We start from the raw sequence: 16,897 nt of genomic DNA, 5'->3' as shown, positions 1-16,897 counted from the left end.
AACCGAACTAGTGAGCTCGCAAGAGCCTCTATAATAGAGGAACAATCACAAGGGGCTGTCATGGTTTCGACGTTCTGAGGAAAGTCGCTTTGTGATACAGGCCGAGAGGGAGTCCACTCTCGTTAATCAAGGCTCAACCAAACGTAAGTGCGAACAACATCGTTCCTTTTGCTCGCAAGGCTGCTCCCGTAGCTGCCTAGCATCTAACTAGATCGCGAGCGTCTACGGTCTGACTCCGTTAAGGGCTGTGGACCAAACCCCAACGGATGCGTCAACTAGTCTTCTCTAGTGGACTGGTTGACTAAGACTCAACTAGAGCATCCCACCGTCAGGGATAATTGATGGTTCCCGCCTTGAGGATTAGATAGGCTATGCCTGTGAACGAGCGAAGTGTTACTACTCAGAGCGGACACGGGTTCGACTCCCGTCAGCTCCATTTTTATTATTTCTGTGTTCGTTTATTAAATATTCTTCCATCTGAGGCTAAGACTCTTAGTCTCAAAAATTTGCGTGCCTATACTAGGGGTAAACAGTGATGATAGAGTCGGTCGAGGCACTGATCGGCTTAGGAATCATCTGTAGTGACGAAGTTCAATAGCCACAATGACTCCTCGGCACAATAAACTGAATTTCCCTGTCTGGCAGTATTTGAATCAGCCAGTCTTTAGTTCGGTTAATCCAGCTATCTTGAACCCCTGGACATTCTGGCGCGTCTATCGATTGCGTCATTTAGAGCGTTGTTGGCTGAAGGAATATCGTTCTGAAGAACAACGAAATTCCTGATGTACTTCAATAAGTCTCTAGTCGCACTCGAAAAGCTTAGTGGTCTACGGACAGCAGTTGTGCAGGAACAATTTAGTCATCGGTACGTTGTCGGTGCATATTCCCGTGGGGAATAGGAAGGCACGCGAAGCAAGAGCTTGAGCCGTAATTTAGGGCTTACTCAAACTTCACTGGGCTGGCTCGACGGATTATTGGGACGATTTTAAGCGCCCTAGGATGCGTTCTTGTAAGGCCATAATCACTACGTATAACACTGGCACCATAAATAAGGATAGAAAGGTGGCCACTAGCATGCCACCAAAGACTGCATTTCCCAAGGACTGGCGGCTACCAGAGCCAGCACCAGTCGCTAGTGCTAGTGGTGCGATGCCTACCAGCGTTGAAATTGCCGTCATCAGAATCGGGCGTAGGCGCTCTTGGGCGGCTTCTACGGCCGCTTTGACTAAGGGTAGGCCTTGCGATCGCAACTGGTTGGCAAATTCTACGATCAGAATCGAGTTCTTGCTAGCCAGGCCGATTAACATGACCAACCCCACCTGGCAATAGACATCATTGACCAGCCCTCGCATGGACTGCACCAACAAGGCTCCCATCACCGCCAAGGGCACTGCCAGCATGATGATGAAGGGATCCACGAAGTTCTCATACTGAGCTGCCAGCACCAAGAAGACAAAGACGATCCCAAGACCGAAGATCCAAGTGGCCTGGCCTCCCGACTCAATTTCTTCCAGGGACGTGCCCGACCACTGGTAGCCAAAACTGGGGGGGAGGTTCTCCGCTGCCAAGCGCTCCATGGTCTCCAGGGCATCGCCCGAACTCGCCCCAGGGGCTGGCGAACCAGTGATTTCAATAGAGCGAAATAAATTGAAATGAGTAATCGTTTGGGCCCCTGTCGCAGACGTCGTGCTGACCAGGTTACTCAAGGGAATGATCTCATCAGTGGCAGAGCGGACATAGAGGCGGCTAATATCACCAGGTTCAGAGCGAAACTCTGGTTCTGCTTGCACATACACCCGATAATTACGCTGCCCCAGGGTAAAGTCATTCACATATTGAGAGGCCATAGATGCCTGCAGCGTGCGCAGGATATCGTCGATATCGACCTGCATCGCCTTGGCCGTTTCCCGATCGATTGCAATAGAGAGCTTTGGGGTACCGGCGGCGAAGGTGGTAAAGACTTGCTGCAACTGCGGTTGTTGATTTGCTTGACCAATCAGTTGTCCGGCGGTTGCCACCAACGTATTGAGATCGTTGACCCCACGCCGGTCCTGCAATTGAAAAGTGAAACCGCCAAAGGTCCCCAAGCCTGGAATGGGAGGTGGATTCACGGCAAATACCCGCGCCTCAGTAATGGTGCTGAAGACAGGAAACAGACGGCCAATTAACCCTTGCACTGACTGTCCCGGGCCTCGCCGTTCTTCCCAGGGTTTTAGGGTGGCAAAGATGATGCCATTGTTAGAACTACTGCCGGCGAAGCTAAAGCCAGCCACCGCAAAGGTGCGCTCTACCTCTGGCAATTGCAAGATTTCCTGCTCAGTATTGGCAACTACATCACTGGTATAGTCCAGCGATACCCCCTCAGGCCCCTGAATTAAGGTAATGAAATAGCCCTGATCTTCATCTGGCAAGAATCCCGAAGGCACTGCGACAAATAGCCAAGCGGTTGCCCCCAGGGCCAATACAAACAGTCCGAGCACCACCATTTTGAACCGCATCAGGGTTCTCAGACCGGCCTGATAATTCTGCTTCAGCCAGTCCAAAGTGGCGTTAAACCGATTGAAGAAGACCGCCAACCACCCCGGAGGAGACTGCTCAGCTCGCAATAGCAGGGCCGATATGGCCGGGGTAAAGGTAAGCGCCAGGAATGTCGATACGGCAATGGAGAACGCAATCGTCAGGGCAAACTGACGATAGAGGGCACCGGTCGTCCCTGGAAAAAAGGCAACCGGAATAAATACAGCCATCAACACCAGGGAGGTGGCGATCACAGCCCCGGTCAGTTCCTGCATGGATTCCATGGCGGCCTGTCGCGGGCTGAGGCCCCGCTGGTGAATCAGGCGAGAAATATTCTCGACCACGATGATGGCATCATCCACCACCATGCCAGTAGCTAGGGTGAGCCCGAACAGGGTCAGGGTATTGATCGAAAAGCCGAAGACCTGCACGAAGGCAAAGGCACCGATCAGGGCCCCTGGAATAGTAATAGCTGGAATTAGGGTGGTGCGCCAATCCTGGAGAAACACGAAAATCACCAGCACTACCAAGGAAACAGCCTGCACCAGGGTAAAGACGACTTCGCTGAGGGAGCGCTGCACGAAGTCGGTGGTATCGAAGGCAATGTCGTACTGGAGACCCGGAGGGAACTGCTGCTGTAGCCGAGACAGCTCATCCTTAACCGCTTGGGCGACAGACAAGGCATTACTATTGGGGGCCTGGGTAATCCCCAAGCCAACCGCCTCAATGCCCCGAAAGCGCAACACCGTGCTGTAGTCTTGGGCCCCCAACTCGACTCGACCCACATCCTTGAACCGCACTAAGGTGCCGTCGGGTTCAGTCTTGAGGATTAAATTGGCAAACTCCGCGTCGGTGGTGAAGCGGCTCAGGGCCTCTAGGTCGATTTGATACTGCTGCCCATCGGGTACCGGGGGTTGGCCTAGTTGGCCGACGCCTACCTGGATATTCTGTTCGTTGAGAGCATCGACCACATCTTGAATGACTAGGTCACGACTTGCCAGTCGTTCTGGGTCTACCCACAGGCGCATAGCGTAGCGCCGTTCGCCGAAGATTTGAACGCCACCGACGCCATCGAGTCGCTTCAGGGCCTCAACCACGTATAGATCAGCATAATTGCTGAGAAAGGAGGTATCGTATTGACCGTCCTCGGCGTAGAAGCCAATGGCCATCAAGAAGCCACTATTTTCTTTGCGTACGGATACCCCAGTGCGTTGCACGACCTCCGGCAGCTGGGATTCCACCACGGCAATGCGATTCTGCACATCGACGGCGGCTAGGTCAGCATCGCGATTGGGCTCGAAGGTGATATTGATGGTGCTGGTGCCGTTATTGCCGCTAGACGATGACAGATAGCGAACCCCTTCAATACCGTTGATCTCCTGTTCGAGGATATTGGTGACGGTACTTTCGACGACCTCGGCGCTGGCGCCAGTGTAGTTGGCCGTCACTGTGACCTGGGGTGGAGTGACTTCGGGGTAATAGGCAACGGGTAGGTTAGGAATGGCCACTGCCCCAATCAAGATGATGATGATGGCCAAGACGCTGGCAACGACAGGACGGCGAATGAAGAGATTGGCAAACATAGAGATCTCAGGGGCTAGAGCCGTAATCGGGACAGAAACGGGAACAATCCGCTCTCGTAGATGACGCTACTTAGAGTTGCCAAGGGTAAGAGAGCCGGGGAGCGCTGGGGCCGAGGTCGTCCCTTAACTGCAGAGCGTGGCGATAACTCATGGAAATGGTTGGGAGCAGGGCTAATCTTACGAACTGCTGTCAGGGTTATGGGGTGGCCCCGTTTGCCGATGTGGTCTGAGGCATGATCGGAGCCCCGTCCGAGAGATTGAGAATCCCTGACACCACGACTTGGTCTCCTGCCGCTAGACCAGACAGCACTTGGTAGCGGTTGTCTTTGAGATCGCCCAGGCTAACCGAGCGCTGTCGGGCAATTAAATCAGGTCCATCAGAGGATTCAGGGGATGCGGCTACGAATACAAAGGGCTCACCGGCAATGCGGCTGACAGCCGTGGCGGGAATGGTGAGGCCAGGTTGCTCTTGCCAGATTAGGCGGGCCCTGACGAATTGGCCATTGCGTAGGCGACCATCGCCATTGGCAAAGGTGGCTTTTGCCAAAATCGTCTGGGCATCACTGTCTACGGTGGGAGAAATAAAGCTAATCTGCCCCGCACCAAGGCGATTGCCTTGATTATCGGTCAGCTCCACCGGCTGTCCCAATCGTAAATCGGGAGCTTGTTCGATGGGCACTGATAGACGTAAATCGAGGGAGAGATTCTGAGTCAGACTAGTGAGGATATCGTTGCTACTGACGACGTCTCCGAGACGCACGGGGATATCACCAACGATGCCGTCGAAGGGAGCCTTAACGGTTGTTGCTTGCAGATCAGCTTGGGCTCGGTTGGCGTTGGCCTGGGCCTGCTCTAGGGTGGCTGTGGCTGCCTCAAGCGTAGCTTGGGCAGCTTGGATACGACGCTCAATGGCCTCTAGGTTAGCTTGGGCGGCGTTGCGATCGCGCTCCACCCGATCTAGTTCTTGCTGGGGCAGGGCTCCCTGTTCCACCAGTTGGGCAATGCGAGTATAGTCTTCTTGCTGCAGCTCCAGTTCAGCTTGCTGGGCAATTCGTTCAGCCCTCAGGGCTTCGATTTCGGAGCGGGCATTGGCCTGCTGGGCTCTGGCTGAATTCACCGTAGCCAGACGGCTGGCCAGATCGGCCTGGGCCTGATCTGGCTTCAGCTGAATTAGTGGCGTCCCCGTCGTGACCCGATCACCATTGTTGATGTAGATATTGACAACCCGCCCCGAGACTTCAGGCCGCAGCACCACAGACTGCCGGGACTCTAGGGCACCGATAAACTCGGTGTAGTCTCTGACCGGAGCAGTCGTTAAGGTCTCTAATTTGACTGGAATCCCCTGGCTCTGGCCCATGCCAGCAGTTTGACTCGCTCCCTGGCGTCCTAGCCACCAGCGCCAACCCAAAAATCCCATCCCTGCCATCAGGAGCACTAAGCCCCCTAAGGCCAACCAAGGATGGCGGCGGGGTGACCAGGGGGATGCACCAGCAGCGTGGTCTTCGGTGTCTGTGGCGTCAATGGCGGTTGAATAACTGGAGGAAGAGGAGGATGGAACCATGGGCACTCTCGACCTACGATTAAGGGTGCTATGGCGGACTCATGAGCGGACTCATGCTAGGAACACGAAGACTGGGCAGACTATCCTAGCTGACATACCGAAGCGATAGCGAACCTCGGGCGGTAATACCGACACCTGGGATAACGTCTGAGCGATCTGGCGGCGGCCCCATGCGATCGCATAATGTACCCCACTGTTCTAAGAGGGGTATGGAGCCGATAGCCTTTGACGGGCAAGGGGATTCGCCAAGGTTTGTTCAGACCTGACGCATTACACGCCTATAAGACAATACCTGCCTAGCGGTAAAGTCGCTTTTATTAAGGAAATTTAAACGATACGTTTTCGTAGCGTATCGTTTCACCAATAGTCTGTCAACCAGAATCTGGCCAGACGAGAGCTGACGATAGCGACCCAAAGCACCTCGGCAGTGAATAGGGAAGGGGGTTTGATAAGATGACTAAGCATATTTTCCTTCCCCCATTTCCTTCGGCTTAGAAGTCTATGTATTTCCTAGATACAAATAGTCAATCTCAAGCTCCAGGGGAAAGATTCCCGTTTTTGGGGCGTTATAGCAGTCTACGTCTGTCAATTCTGGTCAGTCTGATTCATCAAAGTTTACAGCATCTCACTATCAAGACTCGATATCCAGGAGAACGAAGTCATTCGCGCGGGTGGAGCCCCAAGCAACCAATCATCATTCGCTAGCCGATAGTCTGAAACCCATGGGGCATAGTACAAAATCATCTCCTGGTCGTCCTCGTAGCACCGAGGCTGAGGAGGCCATTGTCCAAGCAACGCTAGATCTCTTAGGTGAAATTGGGTATCACCGCCTCAGCATCGAGGGGGTGGCAGCGCGAGCCAAGGTGGGTAAAACTACCATTTACCGCCGCTACGACTCTAAAGAGGATCTAGTCGCCACGGCTCTGACTCGTCATCGTCCTGAGTTTCGGGTGCCAGACACGGGAAATCTCTGGTCTGATCTAGACGATATCTTGCAGCAGGCAGTGAAGTCGGACCTATCCCCCCTGGGGCGGCAGACCCTAGCCATGATTATCAGCTTGGCGTCGACTAGCCCTCAGTTCGCCGATATCTATTGGAAAAAGTATGTCTTGCCCCGCCGCCGCGTAGCCTCCCTAGTCTTAGATCGAGCCAAGGAGCGCCAGGAGTTGGCCACTTCTGTGGACAATGACATGATCTGCGATTTGATGACCGGCCTGCTCTACCGGCTGGTCATTTTTGAATCCAACGCTGAGCAGTCTGCAGAGTATATGCGCCGAGCCTTGGCATTTTTACTGGAGAATTCCACAACTCACCCTTGACAGAGGTAGCCTAGCAGGCCTTACCTACCATGATTTGGGCAGTAGGGACGGGAAGCTGGGTAGAGAACAGGCATACTCACCTACCCAAGGGCCCTTACAGGGGACGATAGGTACGGTAGTTAATGGAAGGGAAAATGTTATCGATGGCCGCCACCTTGTCTAGCCAGCCGGCATCGATTTTGCCCTGGTTAATGTCTTCCCAGAGCTTGGTGAAGCGCATCAGGTGAGAGCGAGTCCGGCGGACGGCATAGGGAACCATGGTGCCGGTACGCATGATAAACGCCCAATCCGACGACTGGGCCAAGAGGAGTTCCCGAGCCGCTTGATTCAGGGCCTTCCATTCGAGCTCATCAACCGGTTCCCGCTGAGCCAGGGTAATCATGCGTTCGGTGGCCTTATGCAAATGGGGATAGATCCAGGTGTTGGTTTCATTCAGCCAATATTCATGGAAGCCTTTATAGCCCCAACTCGATTGGGAAGGACGAGCAATTTGCTGGTGGGGATTCTGTTGCAAGTAGTCAGCCAGATGGGTCATGTCGTAGGTATTTTGGTCATACCAACTCTTGCGAAATAGGTAGTCGAGGAACCAGGGGCCTTCGTACCACCAGTGACCAAAGAGTTCGGCGTCGTAGGGAGACACAATGATTGGCGACCGCTGCATGAGGTGGTGCAGGTGCTCCACCTGGCGTTCCCGATTAAACATGAAGTTGCCCGCATGTTCAGCCGCCTTTTCCCGGGCCCAGTAAGGGTCGTACCAGGCTTTGTCAGATAGCCCTAGGCCCTTACCCGTGATCTTGTGGTATTTAATGCCGACGTTTTTACGTTGGCCATTGGGCATGATGTAGGGCTTGATGTAGTCGTATTCGGCATCCCAGCCCAGGTCGCGATAGAACTCGCGGTATTCTGGAGCCCCAGGATAGCCCACCTGGGAAGACCAGACCTGCTGAGAAGACTCGTGATCTCGACCAAAGGCAGCCACCCCAGTTTCTGTGAAGATGGGAGCGTAGGTACCGAACTGAGGCCGGGGCCGAGCGTAGAGAATACCATGGCCATCGGTGAGAAAGTAGCGCAGGCCAGCATCGGCTAGCATGCGTTCTAGGCCCTCGTAGTAGGCACATTCAGGCAGCCAGATGCCGTAGGGAGGTCGGCCAAAGGTTTCTTCATAGTGTTGGCAGGCCACCTCGATCTGGCCCCAAACCGCCTCGGGATACATCTTCATTAGGGGCAGGTAGCCATGGGTGGCCCCACAGGTGATGATCTCGAGATTATTGCTGTCTTGAAATTGCTTGAAGGCGATGGCGAGATCGTGGTCGTAGCGCTCCCATACCTGACGGACATGGTTGAATTCGTTGGCATAGTGCTCTGCCAGGTAGCGCAGGTGGCCGTTGTGGGTATTGCGTTCGACTTCCATTTCTGCCAACTCTTCCAGCTTGGCCAAGTGAGCATCGTAACGCTCCTGCAGTAGGGGATCCCGCAGCATGGATACCAGGGGCGGTGTCATGCTCATGGTGATTTTGAAGTCGATGCCATCTCGCTTTAAGCCCTCGAAGACCGACAGGAGGGGCACGTAGGTTTCGGTGATGGCCTCAAACAACCACTCTTCTTCTAAGACAAAGTCACTCTCGGGATGGCGAACATAGGGTAGATGGGCGTGCAGAACCAGAGCTAGGTATCCGATACTCATGGGAGCCTCGTAGTGGAGGTCAAAAAATGGCAGGGACTCAAGGGACTATTATTACGGAGGTCAGCTGACGTAACCGCTAGGGGTCTTGCCTTGAAGTCACCCGACCCGGCGATATTAAACTGGATTGAGGATCGATGGCTAACCTGGCTAGCCGTCGGCAGTATGTTTGTAACATTGACAAGATTGTAAAGCAAAAGTTAAGCGCCGCGCGGTCAAGTGGTTGATAGGAATTGCTAGGGAGATTGCGGCGTCAGCTCAGCGATCAGTCATGGGCGGGGGAGACTGGTCTGGGATGGTTTTCAGACAGGCTGTGCTCTAGTGTTGGCCATGCTTCTTGGGCTATAGACACCGTCAGCCCAGCACCGGAGTCCAGGGATGGGGAGCTAGGGATATCTGGGAGCAGTGCTCCTGGGAATTAGAACTGCCCCGGGACAGGCTTGAGGGCGATGACGTGGTTTCCCAGTTAAGATGAGTGCCGCTGCAGGCGGCGGAAGAGTCGATACATCTCTGGGAGGCGGCTGTAGATGGCTGAGACTTTCAGATAGATTTTGTGGGGAACGGCGGGAGTGCCGCTGACGACTTGGCCGGGATCGACATGGCCGTTCACCCCGGTTTGAGCGGTTGCGATCGCACCATCTCCGACACGCGACTGATTCGCCACTCCCGCCTGTCCCCCCAACAGCACTCGATGCCCGATGCGGCTACTGCCACCTAGACCCACCTGGGCAGCCATGGCCACCGCTTCGCCCACCTGGCAACCATGGCCCACCTGCACCAAATTATCGATCTTAGTATTGCGACCGATGCGAGTTTCCCCCACCGCCGGGCGATCGATGGCGGCATTACAGCCCACCTCGACGCCATCTTCTAGCACCGTTCGGCCTGACTGCTCCATTTTTTCCCAGCCCTGGGCCGTGGCCACGAAGCCAAAGCCCTCAGAGCCAATCACGGCACCGCAGTGAATCACACAGTCGCGGCCGATCTGACTGCGCTCGTGAATGACGCAGCTGGCATGCAGCACGGTGTGATCGCCGATGCTAGCCCCCGGATAGATCACCACATTGGGATGAATACAGACATCATCCCCCAAGGTCACTCCTGCCTGAATCACCGCATGGGCGCCTACTGATAGGTTCTTCCCATAGGTGACTGAGGCATCGATCACCGCGGTGGGATGGATGCCTGGCTGGGGGCGAAAGGGTCGATAAAACTGGGCAATGGCTCGGGCAAAGGCCAATCGGGGATCGCGGCAGCTGACCCAGGCGATGCCTCGGGCCCTAGCCCGCCCCTGTAGCGTCTCATCGGTCGGCAAAATCAAGGCACTGGCTGCCGTTTGTTCAATCTGAGCGGCGAACTTGTCCCCCTCAATGTAACTGAGAGTCCCGGCGGTGGCACTATCGACGGCCATGACCCCAGTGATCTCGGGGTCCTGCTGGGGCGGCTGAGCGAGGCTGGTGGCTTCAACTGGACCCAGGTGCTGAGCCAGGGCGCTAAACTTCATGGCGGCCAAGGAAATAGGGCGATTCTACGCTACCAGAAATGCGACACATTCCACATGGGCGGTCTGGGGAAAGAAGTCGGCTGGCTGTACCGCCTGCAGCTGATAGCCGCCCTGCTGACAAAGCTGTTGTAGATCCCGGGCCAGGGTGGCTGGATTACAACTCATGTAGGCGATGCGCTGGGGACGCAGGGCAATCAGGGCCTCTAGCACGGTGCGATCGCAACCTCGTCGCGGCGGATCCAGCACCACCACCGCTGGCGGCTGGGGCAAGGTCTGGGCTACCTGAGGCAACAGCTGCCCCACATCGCCAGCCTGGAACTCCACATTGGTGAGGCCATTGCGGGCCGCATTCTGCCGCGCCTGCTCCACCGCCTCAGGCTGCACCTCCAGCCCAATGCAGTGCTGTGCTCGCTGCGCCAGTGGTAGGGTCAGGGACCCGACTCCGCAGTAGGCATCGATAACCGTTTCCGACCCCTGTAATGCCAACTCCGTCTGTATCACCTCCAACAGGCGTTCTGCCTGCTCCGTATGGATTTGAAAAAAAGTGGTAGGGGTGATATGAAACCACAGTCCAGCAAACTGTTCCTCCAGGTAAGGCTGACCGGCAAGGCAGGTGGTCGTGGGGCCAAAGATGACATTGGTTTTGGCGGGATTATGGTTGAGGCAGACCCCCACCAGCTGGGGATAACGCTCCAGCCAGATAGCCGCCCAATGCTCCAGATCCGGGACCGTCGGCTGGGCACTGACCAGGGTAACCAGCATCTGGCCAGTGCGGCGGCCAATCCGCAGCGATAGATGACGCAGCCGCCCCTGTTGGGCGGATTCGCTATAGATAGACCACCCTTGCTGCTGGATATCTGCTTTAATGTCCGCCAGTAATGGATTCAGCCTGACATCCTGCACCGGACACTGGTTGAGATTCACCAATTTATGACTGCCTTTGCGGTAGTAGCCCGCCTTCACCTGGCCCGTAGGTGAGCGCACCAGAGGATAGGTAGCCTTGTTGCGATAGCCCAGGGGAGAGGCCGCCGCCAAAATACGGCTGAGGGGAACTTGCTGGAAGCCGCCGATGCGGCTGAGGGCTGCGGCCACCAGCTGCTGCTTGGCCACCAGCTGAGCCGTATAGGCCACCGGCTGCCACTGACAGCCACCACATTTGTCGGCCACAATGCAGGCCGGCCGCACCCGTTGCTGGGATGGCTGCAGCAGTTGCAGCAGTTTGCCCCGGGCAAACGATGATTTCACCTGGATCAGGCGCGCCCGAATCTGGTCGCCTGGCACCGTATCGGGCACAAATACGACCCGGCCCTGCCAGCGGCCAACGCCATCACCGCTGTTACTGAGATCGACAATCGTCACCTCGACTATGCTGCCCTGCTGCCACGCTGTCATCGGTTTTTCTGCTGAATCTAGGGCTACCCTAATCCCAGTCTAGACGTGACGATTCGCTGCCATCGTTCTCCCCAAGATGGCGGGACAAGGGGGCCGAGCCCCAGATCATTACCCGCGCATGCACCTGTGCGCCGCTGTCTCTAAGTCTCTGTCCCAACTTAAACCGAGGAATTTATCCGAAAGCCTTAAGCGCGCCAGCCCTAGACTGGGTGTATGTATCATTTTCGTTACATAAAATCTTGACTGTCTCATCTTGTTGATCTCTATCAGGGAATGAGAGGAAACCATTGCGGAATCAAGGAACTTGTGTCTTTATCCGCAGGCAAATTCCCGCAGCTTAGGCCCATGACTAGCCAAGACAGGTGAGAAAATGACTTCCCTTGAGTCCCTCGAAGTCGCTAAACTATCAACGATATAGAGTCATCGCGGTCATCATATAAATTATGTCTGTCGTTAGCCAAGTCATCCTGAATGCCGACGATGAGCTGCGCTATCCTACTAGCGGCGAGCTCAAGACAATTGGAGACTTTTTGAACACCGGTGTGCAGCGTATGCGCATCGCCGAAACGTTGGCTGAGAACGAAAAAAAAGTCGTCGATCAAGCTAGCAAAGAACTTTGGAAACGCCGTCCTGATTTCATTGCCCCCGGGGGTAATGCCTATGGGCAGAAGCAACGGGCTCTCTGCATTCGCGACTATGGTTGGTACCTGCGCCTGGTGACCTACGGCATTTTAGCGGGGGACAAGCAGCCCATCGAGAGCATTGGCCTGGTCGGCGTACGCGAAATGTATAACGCCCTAGATGTACCAGTCCCTGGCATGGTCGAGGCCATCCGCTGCCTGAAGGAAGCATCCCTGGGTCTGTTGTCCGATGACGATGCCGCCGAGGCTGAACCCTATTTCGATTACATCATTCAGACCATGGCTTAGCCCTAACCTAACAATGGGCCTGTTCGGTTAACTCATGGCCCAGCAGAGGGGTGCGATCGCACCCCTCGTTAGTATTGGTAGCTCCCCCTTGTTGCGTTAGTATCAGCCAATAAATTCGCTAGCTGGACCTTGCTCTCTATCCCCCCAGCTATCTGGCCAACGTTGCACTTCAGATATCTCCATGCCAGCTGTTTCTGACGTTGCTTGCGTCCCCAAACGTCGCATTGGCCGAGTTGTCAAGTCAAATTCCCACTGTGACTATGTGGTACAGGTGGATGACGCTACCGATGTCACCGCCGCCCCTACCCCAGAAGACTTCGGCTTCAGCCAGTTTGTCGCCCTCGAAAACGATCAACGCCATTGGGCCGTGGGACTAGTCTATAACTCGCAACTCTTCAATCCCCTGTTTCTCAACAGTGGTCCTCGGCTGTCCAGCGAACCTGACCCCCTGTTCACTCCCGATCTAATTCAAGAAACCCGCACCCTACTAGGCGTAATCCTAGTGGGTACCATGGTATCTGGAGCCCAAGGTAACTACGGTGTTCACGGCATTCCTAGAGTAGTAGTGCCAGTCAATACCCCCGTCCGTCAAATGTCCTCCGAAGCCATCTACCAGTTTCATCGAGGTCCTGACGGTCATTGTCAATTCAGGTATTACACCCACCTGCTCCGAGCTGGAGGGCTGTTTGCCAACCAACTCGCCTACCAGGTGCTATCAGATTTAGTCAGCAGTAGCCTTTTCCAAGACACGGATAAACGAGCCCTAGCCATCCTGTGTAAGGAACTGGCTTGGAAAAATACCATCAGCACCATGGGTTAGGGAGATAGGGAGACTTGCCCTGAGCGAAGTCGAAGGGTGGGGAGATAGGGGAAGTAAGAAGGCAGAGGGCAGAAGGCTTCAATTCACAATTCACAATTCACAATTCATTGCTGCCTTGCCGATGCGACGCGATCTAGCGCTACTAACCGATAAGCCCTTCCGCAGATCCAGGACGGTAGTTTGGCAGGTTGCTCCTGCAGTTCGACTTCGCTCACTACGAGCGGAGCCGCTGTCGCGCTTGGCGAAGCCTGGCTGAAAGCCATACACCACAAGCGGAATGCCCTGGTCGCAGGGGGCTAGGGAAGCGAAATCCCCCGGGAGTCCCCCCTGGCTTGTCAGACTAAGTCCAGTCTTAACAAGGTCACACTGGGCCAGGGAAAGGCCCACAGAGACAAATTCATTGAAGCCAATGACCAATAAAAAACCGACAGATTCCCAAAGGGCTGTCGGTTGGTTGTGTGTTCCCTGTAGATGACTCGGCTAGAGTTGAGTCAACCTAAGTATGCTCATTTCCCACTGTAGTTCACACGATCTTTATCACACGGACTGGTGACAGTGATCACAGCTACTTCCTGAAAAAATACAAGTACTGACAAGTCAACAGCCAGCGCTCCTCCCGATAATCTTGAGTAGCCCAGCAATTCTCATGTTGAGGGGGCCAGCTCTCACAGGTAAAGCCAGCCGCGGTTGATCAGGGAGGAGAAAGCGGAGTTTGAGCCACGGTTCTCAACACGCAACGGTTTTGAGCAAGGGACCTCTAATTCAGCGTAGTCAGAATCGGCTGGTCAACGCTATACAATGAAGTTCGTCCTTTATCCGCTGACACCATGACCGCCTCCTCATCGGCACTGTCGACGGCTCCATTTTCTGAGGCAGAGATCACTGCCGAAGGCATTAAACCCGACGAATACGATGAGATCGTGCAGCGTCTCGGCCGTCATCCCAACCGTGCCGAGCTGGGTATGTTTGGGGTGATGTGGTCAGAGCACTGTTGCTATAAGAATTCTCGCCCCCTGCTGCAGCAATTTCCTACCCAAGGCGATCGCATCTTGGTCGGCCCCGGGGAAAACGCCGGTGTCGTCGATATGGGAGAGGGGCTGCGGGTGGCCTTTAAGATCGAATCCCACAATCATCCCTCAGCCGTAGAACCTTTTCAGGGGGCCGCGACCGGCGTAGGAGGTATCTTACGGGACATCTTCACTATGGGGGCTCGCCCCATTGCCGTCCTTAATTCCCTGCGATTCGGCTCTCTCGAACAAGCCCGCAGCCGCCGCATTTTTACCGGAGTTGTCTCCGGCATCGCTCACTACGGCAACTGCTTTGGGGTTCCCACGGTGGGTGGGGAAGTCTATTTTGACCCAGCCTATGCCGGCAATCCTCTGGTCAATGCCATGGCCATTGGCTTGATGGAAATTCCAGACATCATGAAAGCCGGAGCCTCAGGCATCGGTAATCCAGTATTGTATGTAGGGTCTACCACGGGCCGAGATGGCATGGGCGGCGCCAGCTTTGCCAGCGCCGAGCTAACCGATGACTCAGAAGCCAAACGACCGGCGGTGCAGGTGGGCGATCCATTCTTGGAAAAATCCCTGGTAGAAGCCTGTCTAGAGGCCTTCAAAACCGGCGCTGTTGTGGCGGCTCAAGATATGGGAGCCGCTGGTATCACCTGTTCTACCGCCGAAATGGCCGCTAAGGGCCACGTTGGCATCGACTTAGACCTCGATCTGATTCCCGTGCGGGAGACAGGTATGGTGCCTTACGAATACCTCTTGTCAGAGTCCCAAGAGCGCATGCTGTTTGTGGTGGAACAGGGACGAGAGGGAGAGTTAATCAATATCTTCCAGCGTTGGGGCCTCCATGCCGTGGTGGCTGGCCATGTAATCACCGATCCCATGGTCCGTATTCGCCATCAAGGACAGGTAGCCGCAGAGATTCCAGCCCTGGCCTTGGCCGAGAATACTCCCCTCTATCAGCGTCAGGCCCCTAATTCCCCACCGGACTATGCCCGCCAAGCTTGGCAATGGACCGTGGCCCAATTACCGCCCTGCTCCCTAGGAGGCATCCAGGAACAGGCCTGGGAATCGGTGCTCTTGACCCTGTTGGATACGCCCAGCCTGGCTTCTAAGCACTGGGTTTATCGCCAATATGACCATCAGGTCCAGAATAATACGGTGCAATTACCAGGAGGCAGCGATGCGGCAGTGGTGCGGCTGCGCCCAGTCACCCCCACAGGAGAACCGACAACGGCCCATCGTGGTCTAGCGGCCACAGTCGATTGCAATGCTCGCCATGTCTATCTCAACCCCTATGATGGGGCCAAAGCAACGGTGGCCGAAGCTGCTCGCAATCTCAGCTGTGTCGGAGCTGAGCCCGTCGCCGTCACTGATAACCTCAATTTTGGCAGCCCGGAGAACCCCATGGGCTATTGGCAGTTATCCGAGGCCTGCCGGGGCTTGGCAGCAGCCTGTGCCACCTTTGGCACCCCAGTGACCGGCGGCAATGTCTCTCTCTACAATGAGACGGTCGATGCCACTGGTCAGCCTCAGCCCATTTATCCGACTCCGGTGGTGGGTATGGTTGGACTAGTGCGAGATCTCAACCGAGTATGCGGCCAGGGGTGGCAACAGGCAGAAGATGACATTTATCTGCTTGGGGTTCCTATCGGCGCCACCTTAACGGCTAAGGCTCCGGACCATCGGGCCCTAGTTACTCTGGGAGGGTCCGACTACTTGGCCAGGCTGCACCAAACCGTTGCCGGTCGCCCCCCTGCCGTCGATATGGCCCTAGAAATGCGAGTTCAGGCGGCCTGTCGTCATGGCATCGCCCAGGGGTGGATTCGCTCTGCCCATGATTGTGCTGAAGGGGGACTGGCGGTGGCTCTGGCAGAGGCATGCATTAGTGGCCACCACGGCATCAATGTGACGCTGCCAGTGACCGATACAGGGTTAGCTCAACAGGGACTGCGCTGGGATCATCTGCTGTTTGGAGAAGGGGGGGCTCGCATCATTGTCTCCCTAGCCCCCCAGCACCGGCAGACCTGGGAAAATTACTTAGCGGCTCAGCTGCCCGACGTCTGGCAGTGGTTGGGGCGGGTAGGGGAAACCGCAGATAACATGCGCCTACAAACTGCCGATGGGGCCGTCGTGCTATCAACCCCAGTGGATACCCTGCAGCAGACCTGGAGTACGGCCATCGAACGACGATTAGCATGATTACTCCTCACTCTAGCCCTGATTCCATTCCTCTACCTATTGAGCTACAACCAAGGTTTCACGGGGCCAGGAAATGTGATTGGGTAGTCGCCAGTTGCCAAATCGTCGGTATGATGCTCCACCAAAAACGAAGCATGGGGCAAGTTGAGGCTGGCTCTGGCTGCAGACATCTATCGCGGTCGAGTAGTCGACTAGGCGAGGGGCAGGCTACCTTGAGAATGTTAGGATTATTTTGGTTTAAGGAATAGTTAAACGGGCCACAATTTGCTCATAAATCGGGTTCAAGTCCCCCCTTAGAGGGTTGGTTCAGGAAAAACGACCGCTCTCGGGCTGGACTGGCTGTAGATAACTCGTTTTGCTGGCATTCAGGAGGTTCGTT

9 protein-coding genes and 1 other RNA gene are annotated in these 16,897 nt (G+C 55.3%); 5 read left to right on the top strand and 5 right to left on the bottom strand.

The features are described from left to right. Nucleotides 1-51: 51 nt before the first annotated feature. Nucleotides 52-439: a transfer-messenger RNA gene (gene ssrA, locus XM38_RS15125) on the top strand. Between the two features lie 532 nt (nt 440-971). On the opposite strand, the gene XM38_RS15115 is transcribed toward ssrA, so the two are convergent. Both XM38_RS15115 and XM38_RS15110 read right to left on the bottom strand, forming a co-directional pair. Further along, entirely contained in the window at nt 972-4,100 is a 3,129-nt protein-coding gene (locus tag XM38_RS15115) for an efflux RND transporter permease subunit (protein ID WP_080807093.1), read from the bottom strand. A gap of 196 nt (nt 4,101-4,296) precedes the next feature. Beyond that, complete coding sequence (locus XM38_RS15110; RefSeq protein WP_080807091.1) at nt 4,297-5,661, bottom strand: efflux RND transporter periplasmic adaptor subunit; 1,365 nt, start codon at nt 5,659-5,661, stop codon at nt 4,297-4,299. 722 nt (nt 5,662-6,383) lie between these two features. On the opposite strand from XM38_RS15110, the gene XM38_RS15105 reads away from it, so the two are divergent. Further along, nucleotides 6,384-6,980 (top strand): TetR/AcrR family transcriptional regulator, encoded by a 597-nt coding sequence (locus tag XM38_RS15105; RefSeq protein ID WP_080807122.1) that lies wholly within the window; start codon nt 6,384-6,386, stop codon nt 6,978-6,980. Between the two features lie 94 nt (nt 6,981-7,074). On the opposite strand, the gene XM38_RS15100 is transcribed toward XM38_RS15105, so the two are convergent. The 3 genes from XM38_RS15100 to rlmD all read right to left on the bottom strand — a co-directional run bounded on the left by XM38_RS15100 (nt 7,075) and on the right by rlmD (nt 11,557). Next, the gene (locus XM38_RS15100) at nt 7,075-8,664 is read right to left on the bottom strand and encodes a glycoside hydrolase family 57 protein (protein WP_080807089.1); all 1,590 of its coding nucleotides are present in this window, start codon (nt 8,662-8,664) and stop codon (nt 7,075-7,077) included. A gap of 463 nt (nt 8,665-9,127) precedes the next feature. Continuing rightward, nucleotides 9,128-10,165 carry a UDP-3-O-(3-hydroxymyristoyl)glucosamine N-acyltransferase gene (gene lpxD / locus XM38_RS15095; RefSeq protein ID WP_080807088.1) on the bottom strand — a complete coding sequence of 346 codons (1,038 nt, stop codon included), beginning with the start codon at nt 10,163-10,165 and terminating at the stop codon, nt 9,128-9,130. Nucleotides 10,166-10,189: 24 nt separating this feature from the next. Next, nucleotides 10,190-11,557 (bottom strand): 23S rRNA (uracil(1939)-C(5))-methyltransferase RlmD, encoded by a 1,368-nt coding sequence (gene rlmD / locus XM38_RS15090; RefSeq protein WP_080807086.1) that lies wholly within the window; start codon nt 11,555-11,557, stop codon nt 10,190-10,192. A 443-nt stretch (nt 11,558-12,000) separates the two neighbouring features. On the opposite strand from rlmD, the gene XM38_RS15085 reads away from it, so the two are divergent. The 3 genes from XM38_RS15085 to purL all read left to right on the top strand — a co-directional run bounded on the left by XM38_RS15085 (nt 12,001) and on the right by purL (nt 16,518). Then, nucleotides 12,001-12,486, top strand: coding sequence for an allophycocyanin subunit alpha-B (locus XM38_RS15085; protein ID WP_080807085.1), 486 nt, complete (start codon nt 12,001-12,003; stop codon nt 12,484-12,486). A gap of 181 nt (nt 12,487-12,667) precedes the next feature. Then, nucleotides 12,668-13,306 carry a hypothetical protein gene (locus tag XM38_RS15080; RefSeq protein ID WP_088430279.1) on the top strand — a complete coding sequence of 213 codons (639 nt, stop codon included), beginning with the start codon at nt 12,668-12,670 and terminating at the stop codon, nt 13,304-13,306. A gap of 827 nt (nt 13,307-14,133) precedes the next feature. Beyond that, nucleotides 14,134-16,518 (top strand): phosphoribosylformylglycinamidine synthase subunit PurL, encoded by a 2,385-nt coding sequence (purL, locus tag XM38_RS15075; RefSeq protein WP_080807083.1) that lies wholly within the window; start codon nt 14,134-14,136, stop codon nt 16,516-16,518. Nucleotides 16,519-16,897 lie beyond the last annotated feature (379 nt).

It is taken from the genome of Halomicronema hongdechloris C2206, from assembly GCF_002075285.3.
Classification (GTDB): Bacteria; Cyanobacteriota; Cyanobacteriia; order Phormidesmidales; family Phormidesmidaceae; genus Halomicronema_B; species Halomicronema_B hongdechloris.
This window is presented reverse-complemented; position numbering and strand designations above follow the sequence as displayed.

Coding starts and splice junctions, on each gene's coding strand:
- XM38_RS15115 (WP_080807093.1), bottom strand. CDS start 4,100: ATGTTTGCCAATCTCTTCATTCGCCGTCCTGTCGTTGCCAGCGTCTTG.
- XM38_RS15110 (WP_080807091.1), bottom strand. CDS start 5,661: ATGGTTCCATCCTCCTCTTCCTCCAGTTATTCAACCGCCATTGACGCC.
- XM38_RS15105 (WP_080807122.1), top strand. CDS start 6,384: ATGGGGCATAGTACAAAATCATCTCCTGGTCGTCCTCGTAGCACCGAG.
- XM38_RS15100 (WP_080807089.1), bottom strand. CDS start 8,664: ATGAGTATCGGATACCTAGCTCTGGTTCTGCACGCCCATCTACCCTAT.
- lpxD (WP_080807088.1), bottom strand. CDS start 10,165: ATGAAGTTTAGCGCCCTGGCTCAGCACCTGGGTCCAGTTGAAGCCACC.
- rlmD (WP_080807086.1), bottom strand. CDS start 11,557: ATGACAGCGTGGCAGCAGGGCAGCATAGTCGAGGTGACGATTGTCGAT.
- XM38_RS15085 (WP_080807085.1), top strand. CDS start 12,001: ATGTCTGTCGTTAGCCAAGTCATCCTGAATGCCGACGATGAGCTGCGC.
- XM38_RS15080 (WP_088430279.1), top strand. CDS start 12,668: ATGCCAGCTGTTTCTGACGTTGCTTGCGTCCCCAAACGTCGCATTGGC.
- purL (WP_080807083.1), top strand. CDS start 14,134: ATGACCGCCTCCTCATCGGCACTGTCGACGGCTCCATTTTCTGAGGCA.